At 66.6% G+C, this 16,833-nt stretch carries 12 protein-coding genes; 3 read left to right on the forward strand and 9 right to left on the reverse strand.

Annotated elements, in window-relative coordinates:
* Positions 1–204: 204 nt before the first annotated feature.
* The 3 genes from KHO41_RS07510 to KHO41_RS07520 are packed head-to-tail and all read right to left on the reverse strand — an operon-like array spanning position 205 to position 6,138.
* Positions 205–1,701, reverse strand: coding sequence for an efflux transporter outer membrane subunit (locus KHO41_RS07510; RefSeq protein ID WP_211952658.1), 1,497 nt, complete (start codon positions 1,699–1,701; stop codon positions 205–207).
* Position 1,702: 1 nt separating this feature from the next.
* Positions 1,703–4,858 (reverse strand): efflux RND transporter permease subunit, encoded by a 3,156-nt coding sequence (locus KHO41_RS07515; protein WP_211952659.1) that lies wholly within the window; start codon positions 4,856–4,858, stop codon positions 1,703–1,705.
* Positions 4,859–4,890: 32 nt separating this feature from the next.
* Positions 4,891–6,138, reverse strand: a complete 1,248-nt coding sequence (locus KHO41_RS07520; RefSeq protein WP_211952660.1) for an efflux RND transporter periplasmic adaptor subunit — start codon at positions 6,136–6,138, stop codon at positions 4,891–4,893.
* Between the two features lie 604 nt (positions 6,139–6,742).
* Between KHO41_RS07520 and KHO41_RS07525 the strand changes: the two genes are divergently transcribed.
* Positions 6,743–7,462 (forward strand): TetR family transcriptional regulator, encoded by a 720-nt coding sequence (locus KHO41_RS07525; protein WP_211952661.1) that lies wholly within the window; start codon positions 6,743–6,745, stop codon positions 7,460–7,462.
* A 17-nt stretch (positions 7,463–7,479) separates the two neighbouring features.
* On the opposite strand, the gene KHO41_RS07530 is transcribed toward KHO41_RS07525, so the two are convergent.
* Entirely contained in the window at positions 7,480–8,538 is a 1,059-nt protein-coding gene (locus KHO41_RS07530) for an ABC transporter substrate-binding protein (protein ID WP_244873748.1), read from the reverse strand.
* A gap of 251 nt (positions 8,539–8,789) precedes the next feature.
* On the opposite strand from KHO41_RS07530, the gene KHO41_RS07535 reads away from it, so the two are divergent.
* Positions 8,790–9,467: a response regulator gene (locus KHO41_RS07535; protein ID WP_211952662.1), complete on the forward strand. Its 678-nt coding sequence runs from the start codon at positions 8,790–8,792 to the stop codon at positions 9,465–9,467.
* Position 9,468: 1 nt separating this feature from the next.
* On the forward strand, positions 9,469–10,962 hold the full coding sequence (locus tag KHO41_RS07540; protein WP_211952663.1) for a sensor histidine kinase: 1,494 nt from the start codon (positions 9,469–9,471) through the stop codon (positions 10,960–10,962).
* Positions 10,963–11,001: 39 nt separating this feature from the next.
* Here the strand turns inward: KHO41_RS07540 and KHO41_RS07545 are convergent, their stop codons facing one another.
* The 5 genes from KHO41_RS07545 to KHO41_RS07565 form a co-directional block, all read right to left on the reverse strand.
* Positions 11,002–12,471, reverse strand: coding sequence for a dihydrolipoyl dehydrogenase family protein (locus KHO41_RS07545; RefSeq protein WP_211952664.1), 1,470 nt, complete (start codon positions 12,469–12,471; stop codon positions 11,002–11,004).
* A gap of 63 nt (positions 12,472–12,534) precedes the next feature.
* Positions 12,535–13,431, reverse strand: coding sequence for a patatin-like phospholipase family protein (locus KHO41_RS07550; RefSeq protein ID WP_211952665.1), 897 nt, complete (start codon positions 13,429–13,431; stop codon positions 12,535–12,537).
* Between the two features lie 38 nt (positions 13,432–13,469).
* Entirely contained in the window at positions 13,470–13,895 is a 426-nt protein-coding gene (locus tag KHO41_RS07555) for a PaaI family thioesterase (RefSeq protein ID WP_211952666.1), read from the reverse strand.
* A gap of 68 nt (positions 13,896–13,963) precedes the next feature.
* A complete protein-coding gene (locus tag KHO41_RS07560) occupies positions 13,964–15,022 on the reverse strand; it encodes an AbrB family transcriptional regulator (protein WP_211952667.1) in 1,059 nt (352 codons plus the stop codon).
* Between the two features lie 282 nt (positions 15,023–15,304).
* A complete protein-coding gene (locus tag KHO41_RS07565) occupies positions 15,305–16,819 on the reverse strand; it encodes a tripartite tricarboxylate transporter permease (RefSeq protein WP_211952668.1) in 1,515 nt (504 codons plus the stop codon).
* Positions 16,820–16,833: the final 14 nt, after the last annotated feature.

The raw sequence follows: 16,833 nt of genomic DNA on the forward strand, positions 1-16,833 counted from the left end.
GCACACTACGATAAAAATTCGCCCCTTTGGGGCAACCAAAACGCGTTTTTGGTTACTTTTGTCGCTCGGACAAAAGTGACTCGCCGGCTACGCCGGCGAAACAGCCGCGCCTGCCAAGAACGACACCCCCGCAATTCACCAAAGCACCCCTCAAAAAAAACGGCACACCGAAGTGCGCCGCTCGTGAGCCAGCCAGGCCCAGCCTTACTGCGTGACCGTTCCCACCGGTGCTGCCGAAGCCGAAGCCGGCGCCTGCGCCACCTCGCCGTTCTCCTTGAGCCCGCCGCCAAGCGAACGATAGAGATCAATCGAGTTGTTCAACCGCAGTTGCCGCGCCTGAATCAGCGCCTGCTCAGCGGTGAACAGCTGACGCTGCGCATCGAGTTCATCCAGATAGCTCGCCACGCCGCTACGGAAACGCATTCGCGCCAGCTCATAGCGCGCCGCTTCCGCATTGCGCACTTGCTCCTGGCCGGCCACCTGGTCTTCCAGCGTGCCACGTGCCACCAGCGCGTCAGCCACTTCCGCGAAGGCCGTCTGGATGGTCTTCTCGTAGTTCGCCACCTGGATGTTCTTGCGCACATTGGCCAGGTCCAGGTTCGACTTGTTGCGACCGTAGTCGAAGATCGGCAGCGTCAGCTGCGGCGCGAACGACCATGCCTTGGTGCCGGCATCGAACAGGTTCGAGAACGTCGGGCTGATGGTGCCGATACTCGTGGTCAGCGTGATGCGCGGGAAGAACGCCGCACGTGCCGCGCCGATGTTCGCGTTGGCAGACAGCAGTTGCTGCTCGGCCTGGCGGATATCGGGACGTTGCTCCAGCAGATCCGAAGGCATACCTGCAGGGATGTCGCTGATGATGCGTTCGTCCGACAGCCGCATCGGCTCGGGCAGGTTTTCGATCGAGCCGATGGGCTTGCCCACCAGCACTTCGAGCGCGTTCTGCGCCTGCGCGCGCTGGCGTGCAAGCTGCGCCGCGGAGACGCGTGCCTGCGCCACCAGCGATTCGTTGTCGCGCAGGTCCAGCGCGGACGTCGCGCCGACGTCGAAGCGCTGCTTGGCCAGTGCGTACGTGCTCTCGCGCGCCTTCAGCGTGTCACGTGCGATCTCGTACTGCTCGGCGAACGAACGCTCGGACAGGTAAGCCTTGGCGACTTCCGACACCAGCGAGATGTACGCCGAACGATGCGCTTCTTCTGTGGAGAAGTACTGCGCCAGCGCTGCGTTCGACAGGCTGCGCACGCGGCCGAAGAAGTCGAGCTCGTAGGACGAGATGCCGACATTGGCCGTGTAGACCTCGGTCACGCTGGGCTGGCCGAGCACGGTCGACGAGCTGAGCGCGCTAGTACTGCCGCGCGTGTAGCCCGCATTGGCATTCACCGTCGGCAGCAGGTCCGCACGCTGAACCTGGTACAGCGCGCGCGCTTCCTCGATGCGCAGCGCGGCCTGGCGCAGGTCGCGGTTGTTTTCGAGTGAAGTGCCAATCAGCGCCTGCAGGCGCGGGTCGCGGAAGAACTCGCGCCAGCCGATGTCGGTGGCGCGGCGCGTCTCGCCGCTCTTCACTTCGGCCGTGGCATAGCCTTCCGGCGCGGCCGGGAAACCAGCGGCCACCGGCGGCACCGGGCGCTCATACTTCGGCGCCAGCGTGCAGCCCGTCAGAACGCCGGCCACCAGCAGCAGTGTGGTCAGTGTCTTGGTCATATCAGTTGTCCTCCTGCGCTGCGGACAGGCGCGCACGTTCGAACTCGTGCTGGCGCTCGCTGCCCTTGAAGCGCTTGCGCACCACCACGAAGAAGACCGGCACCAGGAAGATCGCCAGCGCCGTGGCCGTGATCATCCCGCCCATCACGCCGGTACCAATCGCGCGCTGGCTGCCCGAGCCCGCGCCGGTGGCAATCGCCAGCGGCAGCACGCCCAGGATGAACGCCATCGACGTCATCAGGATCGGGCGGAACCGCAGGTGCACCGCTTCGAGAGTCGCTTCGACCAGGCCCTTGCCCTGCGCCTGCAGGTCCTTGGCGAATTCCACAATCAGAATGGCGTTCTTCGCCGACAAGCCAATCGTCGCGATCAGGCCCACCTTGAAGTACACGTCGTTGGGCATGCCGCGCAGCGTCACGCCGAGCAGCGCGCCGAGCACACCAAGCGGCACCACCAGCAGCACCGAGAACGGGATCGACCAGCTCTCATACAGCGCGGCCAGGCACAGGAACACGATGATCAGCGACAGCGTGTAGAGCATCGGTTCCTGCGAACCGGCCAGGCGTTCTTCGTACGACTGGCCCGACCACTCGAAGCCGAAGCCCGGCGGCAGCTTGGCGAAGTTCTCTTCCATCACCCGCATCGCTTCACCCGTGCTGTGGCCCGGTGCGGCCTGGCCCGCGATCTTCACCGCCGGCATGCCGTTGTAGCGCTCCAGGCGCGGCGAGCCCATGACCCACTTCGAGGTCGCGAACGCGGCAAACGCCACCATGTCGCCATTGCTGTTGCGCACGCGCAGCTTGGTGAGATCGTCGGGCAGGCGGCGGTCGGCGCCTTCTGCCTGCACGATCACCTTGCGCACGCGGCCTTCATAGATGAAGTCGTTGACGTAGTTGGAGCCGAACGCAATCGACAGCGTCGAGTTGATGGTCGCCACCGTCACGCCGAGCGCCTTGGCCTTCTCGCGGTCGATGTCGATCTGCAACTGCGCCGCATCTTCCTGGCCCTCGGGGCGCACGCCCACCAGCACGGGGTTCTTGGCAGCCATGCCGAGCATCATGTTGCGCGCTTCCATCAGCTTGGCGTGGCCCTGGCCCGAGCGGTCCTGCAGGCGGAAGTCGAAGCCCGACGAGTTGCCGAGTTCGGAAATCGCCGGCGGGTTCAACGGGAAGATGATGGCGTCCTTGATGAACGACAGCGCGCCGAACGCACGGCCCACCAGCGCCTGCGCGGTTTCGTTGGCGCCGGTACGTTCCTTCCAGTCCTTCAGGCGCACGAACGCGATACCGCCGTTCTGGCCGCGGCCGAAGAACGAGAAGCCCGCCACGGTGATCATCTGGTCCACGACCTTGCTTTCCTTCTGCAGGTAGTAGTCCTCGATCTGCTTGAGCACGCCGATGGTACGGTCTTGCGTCGCGCCATTGGGCAGCTGCACCACGGTGATCATGTAGCCCTGGTCTTCGTCAGGCAGGAACGACGACGGCAGGCGCTTGAACAGCACCACCACGCCGACGATGATGACCGCGTAAATGATCAGGTAGCGCCCGCTGCGCGCGAGGATGCGGCCCACCACGCCCTGGTAGCTGGTGGAAGCCCGCGCGAAGGTGCGGTTGAACCAACCGAAGAAGCCCTTCTTCTCGTGATGGTGACCCGCCTCGACCGGCTTGAGCAGCGTTGCGCACAGAGCCGGCGTCAGCGTCAGCGCGAGCAGCGCCGAGAACGCCATCGATGCGATCAGTGACAGCGAGAACTGGCGGTAGATGTTGCCGACCGAGCCCGAGAAGAACGCCATCGGGATGAACACGGCGGTCAGCACCAGCGTAATGCCGATGATGGCGCCCGTGATCTGGCCCATGGCCTTGCGTGTGGCCTGGCGTGGCGAGAGTCCTTCCTCGCTCATGATCCGCTCGACGTTTTCCACCACGACGATCGCATCATCCACAAGGATACCGATCGCCAGCACCATGCCGAACATCGTGAGCACGTTGATGGAGAAGCCGAACGCCAGCAGCGCGCCGAAGGTACCCAGCAACGCGATCGGCACCACCAGCGTCGGGATCATGGTGGCGCGGAAGTTCTGCAGGAACAGGTACATCACCAGGAACACCAGCACCACGGCTTCGAGCAGGGTCTTGATCACTTCCTCGATCGATATCTTGACGAAGGCCGACGTGTCGTAAGGCACGCTGTACTGGTAGTCCGCCGGGAAGTACTTGGACAGCTCTTCCATCTTGGCGCGCACGGCGGTGGCGGTGGCCAGCGCGTTGCCGGTCGGGGCCAGCTTGATGGCGATGGCCGCCGACGGCTTGCCGTTGGTGCGTGCGAGCGTCGAGTAATCGGCGCCGCCGAGTTCCACGCGGCCCACGTCCTTGATGCGCACCGACGAACCGTCCGGGTTCGTGCGCAGCAGGATATTGCCGAACTGCTCCGGCGTAGTCAGGCGGCTTTCGGTGGTGACGGTGGCGTTCAGCTCCGTGCCCTTCGGCGACGGCGTGCCGCCCAGTTCGCCCACGGCGACCTGGATGTTCTGCTCCTGCACCGCGGCGGTGACGTCAAGCGGCGTCAGGTTGAAGCCGGTCAGCTTGGCCGGATCCAGCCAGACACGCATGGCGTATTCCGTGCCGAACAGATCGGCCTGGCCCACGCCCGGCACGCGGCGGATCGAGTCGATCACCTGCGACGAGACGTAGTTGCCCAGCTGGATGGCGTCGGCCTCGCCGGACTTCGACGACACCGTCAGGAACATCATGTAGTTGTTGCCCGCCTTGTCGACGCGCACGCCCTGCTGGCGCACTTCCGCCGGCAGGCGCGCCTCGACGCGCTTGAGGCGGTTCTGCACTTCGACCGAGTTCAGGTCGACGTTCGATCCCGGCGCGAAGGCGATGGTGATCGACGCCAGCCCCGACGATTCGCTGGTCGACTGGTAGTACAGCAGGTTGGGCGCGCCGTTGAGCTCCTGCTCGATCACCGAGGTGACCGAGTCCTCGAGCGTCCTGGCGGATGCGCCCGGGTAGGTCGCGGTGACCGAGATCGTCGGCGGGGCGATATTCGGGTACTGCGCGATCGGCAACTGCGCGATCGACAGCAACCCGCCCAGCACGATGATCAGCGCGAGCACCCACGCGAACACCGGCCGGTCGATGAAAAACTTGGCCATAAAACTGGCTCCCTCTGTCTGATGCGCTGGGTTTAGCCTTGCTTGGCGTCGGACTTGGCGTCAGCCTGGGCTTCTGCCTTGGCACCGGCCTTGCTGCCCGAAGCCGGTTGCGGCTCCGAAGCCTGCTTGGCAGGCGCCGGAGCACCGGCCGGCTGGAACGGCACGGCCTTGGCCGGCGCGCCGACCTTGACCTTCTGCAGGCCCTCGACGATCACCTTCTCGCCGCCCTTGAGGCCTTCGGTCACGATCCAGCGGTCGCCGATCGCCTGCGGCGCCTTCACCGGCAGCGCGGCCACGTTGCCGTCGTTGCCCACCACCAGCACGCTGGCGCCCTGGGCATTGCGGATCAGCGCGCGCTGCGGCACGGTCATCGCGTTCTCATCCACGCCCTGCTCGATCTTCACGCGCACGAAGGTGCCCGACAGCAGCTCGCGCTTCGGGTTCGGGAACTGCGCGCGCAGCGTGATGGCGCCGGTGGTCGGGTCCACGGTCATGTCCGAGAACAGCAGCTTGCCGGTCTGTTCGTACTCGCGGCCATCCTCGACATACAGGTGCACCTTGGCGCCGCCGTCCACGCCCTTGACCGCGCCGGATTCGATGGCACGGCGCAGGCGCGTCACTTCGGCGGCTGGCTGCGTGAACGTCACCCAGATCGGGTCCACCTGCTCGACCAGGGTCAGCTTGGTGGCTTCGCCCTTGCCAACCAGCGCGCCTTCGGTCACCAGCGCGCGGCCGGCACGGCCGCTGATCGGGGCAGTCACGGTGGTGTAGCCCAGGTTGATCTGCGCGGTAGTCACCGCGGCCTTGGCCGCGGCGATGTCGGCATTGGCCTGGCCCGCGGCGGCAACGGCGTCGTCATATTCCTGCTTGCTGACGGCGTTGGCGGCCACCAGCGGCTTGTAGCGCTCGGCCTTCTGGCGTGCCGACACGGCGTTGGCCTCGGCACGCTCGAGCTGGGCCTTGGCCGACGCAAGCTGCGCCTGGTATGAGGCGGGATCGATGCGGAACATGACCTGCCCGGCCTTCACTTCACCGCCTTCGGTGTAGTTGCGCGACAGCACGATGCCTTCGACACGCGCACGGACTTCCGCGGTACGCACGCCTTCCAGGCGGCCCGGCAATTCATTGACGATGGCGACGGCCGATGGCGTCACGGTGACTACGCCCACTTCCGGCGGGGGCATGGCGCCGCCTTCAGGCTTTTTCTCGCCACAAGCGGTCAGCGCCAGCGCCGACAACGCGGCGACGGCAACGCAATGGATACGTTGGGACTTCCTCATCGATAACCCCATGATGAAATTTTGAGATCTGCCGCGCCGGCCCGGCATGCCTGGTGGAAATAGGGGGCAATCGGGGCGCGATGCGGTCCGCTGCGTGCCTGGCAGCGGAAAAAGCGTGATGCTAGCCAAACGGTATGTCGCGACAAGGACGAAGCGACGAACGTGGCCTTTTCTTTGATGAACAGCATTAATGACCGACCAGTCAGCAACGACGCTGGTGCGTCTTTGTGCACATACCTGGCGTGCTGGCCGAATGTCGGGCAGGCGAGTATTATATATACATTCAAGCATGTATGTTAAGCCTATTCCGCAAAGCGGGCTTTTCGGCGCCTGGCTTGCGTATTTCGGGAGACTGTGTGCAACGGAATCCGAATTCAGGCGTTGAAAACAAGCACGGCGCGTTCCTGACGGGTTAGGATGCGCGCCGGTCGCCCGCGGCAGGCTCAGGCAAGCAGCAGTCTTGAAGCAAATCGAAGTGACGATAACGACCCGCCGGTGCAGGGCACCAAAACGCTGGGCTGCTGCCGCAGTCACGCCAGGGGGAGGAAAACGGACTGGTCATTGACGCACTCATGCATCGTCAAGGCCGGCACCAGAGATAGAAATGGTCAGACGCACCAAGGAAGAGGCGCTCGAAACGCGCCACCGGATTCTCGACGCGGCCGAAACCGTGTTTCACGCGCGCGGCGTGGCGCGCCCGTCGCTGGCGGACATTGCCGAGGCGGCTGGCGTCACGCGCGGTGCCATCTACTGGCACTTCAAGAACAAGAGCGACGTGTTCGCCGCCATGTGCGACCGTGTGAACCTGCCCGTGGAAGCGCTATGCGATCCCGAGCGCATTGCGCGCCAGGAAGACCCGCTGGGCGGCGTGCGCGACATCTGCGCCTTCGTGATGCGCCAGACCGTGGTCAATCCGCGCTGGCGCCGGGTGTTCGAGATCATCTTCCACAAGTGCGAGATGGTGCAGGACAACGGCGCCATCTTCGAACGCCAGCGCCAGTCGCATCAGGAAGGCATGGTGAAAATCCGCGAACACCTCCGATTCGCGGTGGAGCGCGGCCAGTTGCCGGCCGACCTGGACCTGGACCTGGCCGTGAACGCGTTCCATGCGGCAATTGGCGGCGTGCTTGCGCACTGGCTGTTCTCGCCACAGGACTTCGACCTCGACGCCAATGCCGAGCGCCTGTCGGACGCCTTCATCGATACGCTCAGGTTTTCCCCGGCGCTGCGCCATGGCTATGTGCCGCGCCCGATGGCCGAACTCGATCGCGAGCTGAGCACGCTTTGCGAAAAAGCCTGCCAGGAAGCCAACGGTGCGCCGTAACGGCGCTCGCTGGCCGACTAACCGCGCATGGCTTCGCGCCAGCGCTCCAGAAAGGCACGCTTGCGCAGCGTGTCCTGCGCCGCCAGCAGTCCGGGGCCGACGCTGATCGGCCGGAGTGCATAGCCGAGCCGTTCCGACAGCGCCGACGCCGTATGCGGACTGTCGGTGTCGGTACGCACCGTATAGAGCTGCGAGGTGGACTTGCCGAGCAGCGCCTGCCCCTCGCGCGAGAGCAGGAAATCGAGCCAAAGCCGCGCCGCGTTCGGCCGCGGCGCGCGCCGGGCGATGAAGGCGACGCGCGACATTACCAGCGTGTAGTCGCGCGGCGCGATGACGTCGATGCCCGCACCGCGCTCCATCAGCGACAGCGCGTAAGACCCCAGCAGGTTGTACCCGAGCACGTATTCGCCGCTGGCGATGCGCTCGATCATGTCGGCTGTCGACGCCGACAACCGCGCTTGCGTGCGCCCCAGCGCCTGGGCCAGGTACCAGAATTCGCTGCCCATGCGCGCGTCCTGCTGCGCCAGCAGGTAGCCCACGCCGGACCGCTCCACATCGTAAGTGACGACCTTCCCGCGCCAGCGCGGCGCGTGCTCCTGCAGCACGCGCGCCAGGCCGCTGCGGCTGCCCGGCGGCCGGTTGCCGGCAAAGTGCTTGCGGTTGTACACAATGACCGCCGGCTCGAACGTCGTGCCCCATGCCTCATCGCGCCACACCGCCCAGCCTGGCAGGCCGCTGCGTTCCGGCGAGTGATAGCGCTGCGCGTAGCCGTCATTGACGAGCTTGATCTGCAGGTCCATGGCCGTGCTCCACAGCACATCGGCATAGGCGGCGTCCGGGGCCGGCTGCGCCTTGCCGAGTGCCGCGCTTTCGGCCAGGAAGCGCTCGTGCAGATCGATCGTGTTCAGGTCCTCATAGCGCACGCGGATGCCCGGGTAGCGCACCTCGAAAGCGCGGATCAGCGGCTGCGCGACATCCAGGTCGGTCGAGGCATAGACATGCACCGCGCCCTCGCGCATGGCGCGTGACACGATTACCTCGTACTCGGAAGGGTAACTGGCCGGCGGCGCCGGCATGGCATCCTGCGCCAGCGTCCGGCCCGCAAGCGGGGCCAGCGCGGCACCGGCCAGCAGGCGGCGGCGCAGCGTGGAAGCCGGGGCACTCGCGGTATCGGGTTCGGACGGTGATGTCAGGCGCTGGGACAAGATTGTGCGGAGCGGCAACGGATGGACGGGGCGCAACGCGCTCCGGTAACGGCAGGGCGGAGTTATTATAGGCGCCCGCGGTCTGTGGACCGCATGGCCAAAACCGGCGGAGGAGAACCAGCATGCGCATTCTGCTGGTGGAAGATGAAGTGGAACTGGCGCGCTGGGTGGCCCGCGCGCTGGAGCAGGGTGGCTTCGTGATCGAACACGTGGCCGACGGCCTGCAGGCCGAGGCGCGGCTCGTGGCTGAAGAGTATGACGTGGTCGTGCTCGACCTGCGCCTGCCCGGCAAGGACGGCCTGGCCGTGCTCAAGGCCATGCGCGCGCGCGACGACCGCACGCCGGTGCTGATCCTGACGGCACAGGACACGCTCGACGAACGCGTGCGCGGCCTGAACCTGGGCGCCGACGACTACTTGCCCAAGCCCTTTGCGATTGCCGAACTGGAAGCGCGCATCCTCGCGCTGATCCGCCGCAGCCGCGGCCGCGCGCACCCACGCCTGCAATGCGGCACGCTAGTGTTCGATGGCGAGTCCCGCGGCTTTACGCTCGACGGCCAGCCGCTCGCGCTGACGCCGCGCGAATCCACGCTGCTCGGCGCGCTGCTCGCGCGCAGCGGGCAACCGCTCACCAAGGCCCAGTTGCTCGACAAGGTGTTTTCGCTCGACGCCGATGTCAGCCCCGACGCCATCGAGGTGCTCGTGTACCGCCTGCGCAAGAAGCTGGCCGGCCATGGTGTGACGATCGTCACGCTGCGCGGCTTCGGCTACCTGCTCGAGCCCGAGACACCGGCCGCCTGACATGTGGCCTCGCAAGCCGCGCCAGGGCGCGCGGCGCCCGATCCCGCTGTGGCGGCGCGGCAGCCTGCGCCGCCAGTTGCTCCTGCTGCTGGTGCCCGCGCTGGCGGCCATGATGGCGATCGACACATGGCTCACCTACGGCACGCTGCGCGATGCCGCCAACACCGCGTACGACCGCTCGCTGTACGGCTCGATCCGGGCGATCGACAACGCCATCGGCATGACCGGCGAAAGCCTGCAACTCTCGTTGCCGGACGCCGCCATGGAAATGTTCGAAACCGCGGCACAGACCCATGTGTACTACCGCGTCTCGCTGGAGCGCGCGGGCACGATCGAAACCGTCACCGGCTACGAAGACCTGCCGCTGCCGAAGGGCCCGCTCACGAACAACCAGCCGCGCTTCTACGACGATGACGACTACCGCGGCGATGCCGTGCGCATCGCCGCGATGGCGCGGCCCGTGTACCGGCCCGATGCGCGCATGCGCGTCATCATCCAGGTGGCCGAAACCGCCGAGCCGCGCACGGCGCTGATCGGCACGGTCTGGCGCAGCGCGCTGGCGCGCGACCTGCTGCTGATCGTGCTGAGCGCGGCGATCCTCGTCGGCGGCATCACCTACGTGCTGCGTCCGCTGGGACGGGTACGCGATGATGTGGAGGCGCGCTCGCCCGAAGACCTGACACCGCTCGCGTTCGACCGCGTACCGATCGAAGTGAGTCCGCTGGTCGACGCCGTGAACCTGCATGTCGCGCGCTCAGAAGCGATGGCGCAGGCGCAGGCGCAGTTCATCGCCGATGCTGCCCACCAGTTGCGCACGCCGCTGGCCATCCTGAAAACGCAGGCGGAGTTTGCACAGCGGCAGCTGTGTGCGGATGGTGACGATCCCGCATCTCGCCAGGCGGCCGGCGAAGCGGTCGGCGGCATCGTTACGCAACTGGAGCAGGCCGCGCGATTGACCAACCAGCTGCTGGCGCTGGCACGGGTACGGCAGCACCACGGCGAAGCGGCCGCGCAAGCCGCAGATACCGTCGAAGTCTTCGATGCGGTCACCGTGGCCGAACAGGTCGCGCTCGACTACCTGCCGCTCGCGCGCGGCAAGCAGCAGGACTTCGGCTGGGAGCCGACGCCGGGGCTGAAGCTGCCCGTGCGCGCCGATGCGGCGCTGCTGCGCGAGGCGCTCGCCAACCTTGTCCACAACGCCATCCAGTATTCGCCCAAGGGCAGCCGCATCACGCTGTCGGCGCGGCGCATCGACCAGACCGCGTGCCTGATGGTCGAGGACGACGGCCCCGGCATTCCCGCCGGCGAGCGCGAGAAGGTATTCGCGCGCTTTTACCGGCGCGTCGGCAACACCGAGCCGGGCTCGGGCCTCGGACTGGCGATCTCGCGCGAGATGGCGGCGCGCTTCGGCGGCACGGTGACGCTGACCGAAGGATCGCAGGGGCAGGGTGTCAGAGCGCTGCTGAAGCTGCCGGTCAGCGAACAGGACCTGTGACGCCCGCGCACGCCACGGCCTGTTGCATTCACCTTACTCTCAACCGAACAGCTCTTCGGCCACTGTCGGATGCAGTTGCAGGGTTGTCTCCAGATGGGACTCCCTCACCCCGAGCCGCAGTGCAACGGCCATGGCCTGCACGATCTCCGGCGCCGCGTTGTCCATCAGATGCAGGCCGAGCACGCGCCCGGTACGCGCATTGAGCACGAGCTTGAACACCGATTGCATGCCATTGCCACCGAAGCGGTTCTCCAGCGAGACAAAGCGCTTCACCACGGTACGGACGCGCTCGGGCTTGCCGGCCTCTTCAATGGCCTGCGCTTCGGTGAGCCCCACTGCACCGATCGCCGGCTCGCAGAACACCGCGGTCGGCACGAAGTCGAAGTCCGAGCGTTCGCCGCGCCGGCCGAACAGCCGGTCCGCCAGCCAGCGGCCCTGCGAGGTGGCGACCGGCGTCAGGTGCAGGCCCTCTATGGCATCGCCGATCGCATGGATCGAGCGCACCGAGCTGCGGAACTGGCGATCCACCTTGATGCCACCCTTGTCGCCAAACTTGACGCCGATTGCATCGAGGCCAAGCCCATCCACGTTGGAAATACGCCCCACCGCCGCGAGCGCCGCTTGCGCGCGCACCGACTCCGTCTGTCCGGACTTGTTGCCGGCGCGATAGCAGATTTCGAGCGCACCATTGGCCTGGCTGATCAGGTTGACGCCGGCATTCAGGTGCAGCCGCACGCCCTTGGCTTCCAGTGCGCCCGCCAGCGCTTCGGCGATTTCCGCATCGAAATGCGGCAGCAGCCTGTCACCGGCGACCAGCAGGTCTACCTTGACCCCGTAGCGCGACAGGATCGACGCCTGCTCCACGCCGATATAGCCACCGCCGATCACCGCGATCGATCCCGGCACGGTCTGCCACGTGAACACATCGTCGGAATTGCTCGCGAGTTCGCCGCCGGGAATGTCGAGCGTCTTCGGCCGCGCGCCCGTGGCGATCAGGATGCGCTTGGCGCGGATGACTTCGTCGCCCACGCGCACTTCATCGGGCGCCGTCACAACCGCGTCGCCGCGCAGGATGTCGACGCCGGCCTCCAGCAGGCGCTGCGCGTAGACCACGTTCAGCCGTGCCACTTCCGCATTGACGCGCACGATCGCGTCGCGCCAGTCCTCATGTCCGCCGGTGTGGGACAGGCAACCGGACAAGATGGCCGCCCAGGTGGCGCCGTACGACAGCATCTTCTTCGGCACGCAGCCGCGATTGACGCAGGTCCCGCCGATCTCGTCGCGCTCGATCAGCACGACACTGGCGCCATGCGACGCCGCGCGCCGTGCGCAGGCGACGCCGGCCGAGCCGCCGCCGATCACGACGAAATCCGCCTTGCGCGCACGCGTTGGCTTGCCACCCTTGCCGCGTGAGCGCGGCACGCGCTCCATCGCCGGCTCGGCACTGACTTGACGGGCCCGCCTTGGTCCGTTGTCGGACGTGGCGGTTGTTGTCTGGCGCTTGCTCATCCATGCCTCCTGTCGCGGCCGCGGCCGCATCGACAAACGATCAGGCCAGCGCCATGCGGCAGGCTAGGCGCCGGGCTTCAGTTCCGTATTCAGGATCGACGGCCACTCGCGCAGGAAAGTTTCCCCGTCACGGCGGCCCAGGTCATAGGCGTGCGTCATCGCGTCGGGCCGGGTGTAGTCCCAGCTCGAGATCGGCACACGCTGCGAAGGCTGCAGGTACAGGCGGCGCTGGCCGCCGCTTTGCATCACGAAACGGCGCGGGCGCGGATACAGCCGCGTCACCAGCACCAGCACATTGCCCGGCGTGGCGTCGAGCGCGTCCACTGGCACGTTATCCACAAGGCCGCCATCGAGCACGGCACGTCCGCCACGGCGCAGCACCGGCGTGAACGGTGGCGTGGAAGCCGACTGCAGCAGCAGGTCCGCAAGCTGCTCGGGCGAGCCGCAGTCCTGCGCGCGCACGAACTCCGGCCGGAAGCCAAGTTTGCGCCCGAGCCGCGGATGCAGCGTCTTGAGCACGTGCTTGTCGATGTTGTACGCGAGCAGTCCCGCCGCCACTGCCAGGCGTGGACCGCTCCAGCGCGGAATATGCGCGACGCCGATGCGGATCTCCGGCGCCTGCCGCAGGTGTTCGAGCCGGCCGTCGCCAAAGATCGACAGCAGCGCCGTGCGGTAGATGCCGTAATGCGGAAACACGCGTTCGTTGCGCAGCAGGTTGCCCCAGTACGCGTTGCGCTTGTTGCCGGACAGCACCTCGCGGTAGTACGCCATGGTCTGTTGCGAGTCGTGCGCATAGACCATGCAGGCTGTGGCCGCGCCCGCAGAGATCGCGGTGATCACGCGCGGCCGCAGGTGCAGCTCCGGTGCCACGGTGTCCCACCAGCCCGCCTGCCACCAGCAGCGGTTGCCGCCGCCGGCGAATACGATCTGGTCAAACGGAGTGGCGATGCCTGCGTTCATGCTGCGCTTTGCGTGTAGGGGGTGCGGGCCTGGCGCGCTCAGAGCAGCGCGTAGGTCGTAGTGGCCTGCACGGCGAGCTTGCCGTCAGTGCCGGTCAGTTCGATCTCGCCGAACACCACGGTCTTGCCGAGGCGCAGCACGTTGGCGCGCACCAGCACATCGCCGTCGATCACGGGACGCATGAAGTTGGTGTTCAGGGTGACGGTGGTCATCGGGCGGAATCCGCCCAGCGCGCTGGCCACGGCGACGATCATCGCCGTGTCGGCGGCCGACATCAGCACCTGGCCGCACACCACGCCGCCCGCATGGCGGAACATTTCCTGGAACGGCAGCCGCAGCGTGATGCCGGCGTCATCAACGGCCTCGGCGCGCAAGCCGAGCTGGCGCACCCAGGGGGCAAGCACGCGTTCCAGCGTGGCATCGATATCGGCAAGCGTCAGGCGGCGTTCGGCGGATTCGGACATGGCGATCCTGGTCTTGTTGTCCCGCGGGATGTCGCCCGGTGGCCGCCCGTTTTGTGCAGGGCTGGCCGCTACTCCGTCTCCTCCGGCGCGACGCGATGTTTGAGCCAATGATACAGGGGGCCGGTGGCCAGCACCACGAAGGCCATCCGGATCACATGGAAGGCGGTCACCAGCGGCACGCCGAGTTCCAGCACCTTGGCGGTAATGCACATCTCGGCGATACCGCCCGGCGTGGTGCCGAGAATGACCGTAGCCGGATGCGCGCCGGATATCGCTGCCAGTGCCCAGCCGAGCAGCGCCGACACCAGCAGCGCCACCACCGTGTACAGGGCCACGCCCGACAGGAAACGCGGCGCGGTATGCAGGAAGTCGCGCGAGAAACGGGAGCCGAGCGACACGCCGATCAGCAACTGCCCGGCACGGCTCATCCACGTGGGAATCGCGGACAGCTCGATACCCGAAGCGGTCAGCACCGCGGCCGCGATCAGCGTGCCAATCACGAACGGGTTCGGCATGTTCAACCGACGCACCAGCAGGGCCACACTTAGCGTGATACCGATCAGCACGAGCAGCCCCACGGCGTCCACTGTGCGCGGTCCTGGAATGTATGGGTCCAATCCATGGATGCCGCCGTACTGGAAGATGGCCGGCACCGTCACCACCACCATCAGCACGCGCAGCGAATGCGCTGCGGCAACCTGATCGATGCGCGCACCATTGCGCTCGGCGAGGTTGGCCATCTCCGATGCACCGCCAATCGCTGTGGAGAAGAATGCCGTCTTGAACGCCACGCCCGTGGTCCGGCGCAGCAGCACCGCGCCACCCGCGCCCAGCGCCAGTGCGAACAGCGAGCCCGCGACGATATAGGGCAGGAACTCCAGCAATCTCGCCACCACGTCTGGCGTGAAGTACAGCCCGAGCGATGCGCCGATCACCCACTGGCCGGCATTGCGTGCCTGCGTTGGGGCGCGCAGGTCGGCGCCGGCCATGCGCGCGCTCGCCACGGACAGCAGCGGACCGATCATCCACGGCAGCGGCGTGCGCAGCAAGGTGCAGAGCAGGGCAGCCGCCAGGCCGAGCAACAGCGTCAGCACGACCGGCAGCCAGCGGTGGGCGGAGAGATTCATGATGCAGCGGCCTGGCAGGGGCGCCGGCGCCTTTGTTGTGGTCACTACCAACGCTGCGATTGTTGTCTCCCCTCTCCCATTTATGGGAGAGGGGCGGGGGAGAGGGCAGGAGCCTCCACGAAGTGAGGCGTCACGGTGCTTGCCACACGCCTTCCCTCTCCCCCAGCCCCTCTCCCGCAAGCGGGAGAGGGGAGCAAACAATCTGGCATTCTGTCCTTGCCAGCAAACAGAAGCCCGACGCACGCGCCGGGCTTCGATCATCTCATGGCTGTGGACAACCTATCAGGCCGCATTGTCCGCCTGCGCGTGCGCCGAAGAGCGGTTGGCGTGCCAGCGCAGCAGGCGCGGGACGATCACGACCGCCACGGTCATCGCCAGGATGGTGGCCGAGATCGGCTGCTTCACGAACAGGCTCCAGTCGCCCTGGCCAATCGACAACGCGTTACGCAACTGCTTCTCGGCAATCGGCCCCAGGATCAGGCCGACGATAACCGGCGCGGTCGGGAAGTCGAAGCGGCGCATCACCATGCCCAGCAGGCCGACCACGAACAGCAGCAGCAGATCGAACCACGACTGGCGGATACCGTAGGCGCCCAGCCCGGCAAAGATCAGGATGCCGCCATACAGCAGCGGCGTCGGCACGCGCAGCATGCGCACCCACAGGCCGATGGCCGGCAGGTTTAGCACCAGCAGCATGACGTTGCCGATATACAGCGACGCCAGCAGGCCCCACACCAGGTCGCCCGAGGTCTGGAACAGCATCGGGCCCGGCTGCAGGTTGTAGTTCTGGAACGCCGCCAGCAGGATCGCGGTGGTGTTCGAGGTCGGGATGCCCAGCGTCAGCAGCGGGGCCAGCGTCGCGGTCACCGCAGCGTTGTTGGCGGCCTCGGGACCAGCCACGCCTTCAATGGCGCCAACCTTGCCGAACTCTTCCTTGTGGTCCGACAGCTTTTTCTCGGTCGCATACGACAGGAAGGTCGGGATCTCGGCGCCGCCGGCCGGAATCAGGCCGAACGGGAAGCCGATGATGGTGCCGCGGATCCAGGCCGGGACCGAACGCTTCCAGTCGGACTTGCTCATGTGGACCGAGCTCAGCTTGTTGAAGGTGCCTTCCGGCTGCGGGAAGAACGCGTTGAACAGCGCCTCGCCCACGGCGAACAGGCCCACTGCAACGACCACGATGTCGACGCCGTCGTACAGCTCCTGCACGTTCATCGAGTAGCGGGTCTGGCCCGACAGCGAATCCATGCCGATCAGGCCGATGCCCAGGCCCAGGAACAGCGCCGTCATGCCACGCAGCAGCGACGAGCCCAGCACGGCCGAGACCGTGGTGAACGCGAGCAGCATGATCATGAAGTACTCGCCGGGGCCGAACTCAAGCGCCACGTCCGCCGCCACCGGCGCGAACATCGACAGCAGCACGGTGGCGATGGTGCCGGCCACGAACGAGCCGATGGCGGCAGTGGCCAGCGCCGGACCGGCGCGGCCGTTCTTGGCCATCAGGTTGCCCTCCATGGCTGTGACCATGGTGGACGATTCGCCCGGCGTGTTCATCAGGATCGACGTGGTCGAGCCGCCGTACATGGCGCCGTAGTAGATGCCGGCAAACATGATCAGCGCAGCAGTGGGTTCGACCTTGGCCGTCAGCGGCAGCAGCATTGCCACCGTCAGGGCCGGGCCGATACCGGGCAGCACGCCGATGGCGGTGCCGAGGAAGCAGCCCACCAGGGCCCACATCAGGTTGATCGGCGTGATGGCCACGGCAAAGCCGTGCATCAACTGGTTCAGGGTATCCATTCGTGACTCCTAGC

It is taken from the genome of Cupriavidus numazuensis (genome assembly GCF_905397435.1).
Taxonomy (GTDB): domain Bacteria; phylum Pseudomonadota; class Gammaproteobacteria; order Burkholderiales; family Burkholderiaceae; genus Cupriavidus; species Cupriavidus numazuensis.